The sequence below is a fragment of the Pseudomonas sp. GQ91 genome (assembly GCF_059758795.1).
This window is the reverse complement of sequence record NZ_JCAXED010000040.1, coordinates 1-1,550: the sequence shown is the minus strand read 5'-3', so window position 1 is coordinate 1,550 and position 1,550 is coordinate 1. Positions and strand designations below refer to the sequence as shown.

The 1,550-nt window shown below is 48.0% G+C and carries 2 protein-coding genes and 1 pseudogene; all 3 read right to left on the bottom strand.

Annotated elements, in window-relative coordinates:
- Positions 1-406: pseudogene (locus AC6CIA_RS26290) on the bottom strand (hypothetical protein); the annotation flags it as partial.
- 377 nt (positions 407-783) lie between these two features.
- Positions 784-1,116, bottom strand: coding sequence for a barstar family protein (locus AC6CIA_RS26285; RefSeq protein WP_498316062.1), 333 nt, complete (start codon positions 1,114-1,116; stop codon positions 784-786).
- Positions 1,116-1,550: ribonuclease domain-containing protein (locus AC6CIA_RS26280; RefSeq protein WP_498316060.1), on the bottom strand; the 435-nt coding region annotated here is incomplete at its 5' end. The genes AC6CIA_RS26285 and AC6CIA_RS26280, both read right to left, overlap by 1 nt.

Sequence of the window (1,550 nt, the reverse complement as noted above, 5' to 3'; positions counted from 1 at the left end):
GGCCGAGGGGATAACCGTGGTTGTCGTGTGCGGTTTTTTCGATGCGCCGGCCGAGCGGGTCGTAGGTCATTTTGACCACGCTGCCATTGTCGTTGTGCACGTCGATCAGGCGGCTTTCGGCGTCGTAGGCGAAGCGTTGCAGGCCGCGTGTGGCGCTGCGTTTTTCGATCAGGCGGCCAAAGGCGTCGTAGCGGTAGCGTTTGTCCTGGTAGGTCAGCAGTTTGTTGTGCACCACCAGCCCGGCGCCCGGTGGCGGGCCGTCGAGCAGGTTGGCGGCGTCGTAGGCGAAGGTTTCGCGCTGGCCGTGCAGGCTGTCCTGGCTGGCGATGATGCGGCCGGTGGCGTCGTAGTGCAGCAGTTGGCGCTGTTGGGCGGCGGCGGGTTGGTCGAGTTTGCCGATCAGGTGCGCCGTGACAACCATCTTTGATTCCAATAAGCAGGCAAAAGGAAAACCTGGAATGATTTATTGAATATTCATGATTTTTTCACCTTTTCTGTTGTTTTTTGTCTTGTTTTTTATGGCGTACTGGATTAGATATGAAACACCATCGATCAGGCGAGTTTCCGCGTAGCCGCGTATTTTTCCAGTGTCGAGTGCGTCTGTAAGTGTGTTCATGTTCTAACCTGTGATGTCGATACGAACCGTTCTCCCATCGGCGCGCTCACGTTAATGTTTTGTGGTTTTCTATGCTCTGTACCTTTCGGGTCATCGTGACCATAAACTCATTCTGCCCTGTATTTATAGTAATATAACTGTCCAGTTTTTTGTGATGGTCAGAAGGGTTAGCGTTCAAGTAATAAAAGGATGGAGGGAGGCGTTTCTTTGAATTTGCATTTGTAGTTGACGAATTCAACGATAGATATAAGAGTCTCCCTTACGTCTTGTGGCGCGGAGGTGAAATTTTTTGTTTGGAATATTATTTGTTCAGATATGTCTATGCTGACTTTAGTCATCCCTTCTTTCGGGTAACGCAAGCCAAATAGGCAATCAATTACGGCATCGTCATTTTTGCCGTAACCATCAATGAAACCGATTTTTTTTGCAAGGGTTTCATATAGTTGATTGACATTTTTTATTTCAGAAAAATCCAGATTGATCGTTGTTTTTACATTCATTATTTCCATCCTCCAAGATTGATTTCTATGAATGAGTCATAGTGATCGTGAGAGTAATAAGCCTGACCAGTTTTTTTATCCACGACAATGCGGCGAGCCCCGTTGTTTCCTACATTGGGCGTTTTTACCGTCCATTCTTGATACGGCCCGCTTCCTGTATTCAGCCTTTGGCTGTAGGGGTTGCCTTTCGAACGACTGTTCTGAAACGGCGTGCCGTCGTTGGAGTAGTGGGGCTGTCTCAATTTAATCCGATTGATGGTGTTCTGCAGTTCTTTCATCTCCTGTTTTGACATGGTATGTCCCCATTTGCTTTTGATCTGGGCATGTGCTTGCTTAGGATTCTTAGCGAAGTGAGAGCATTTTAAACCCAGTGGGTCGATGTAATTGTATGGGTCGGAGGTATAAACGTAAGCATTGAGCCCCCCCGCTAAACT

Excerpts from the sequence above, each read along its gene's own strand:
- AC6CIA_RS26285 (WP_498316062.1), bottom strand. The coding sequence starts at position 1,116 with ATGAATGTAAAAACAACGATCAATCTGGATTTTTCTGAAATAAAAAAT.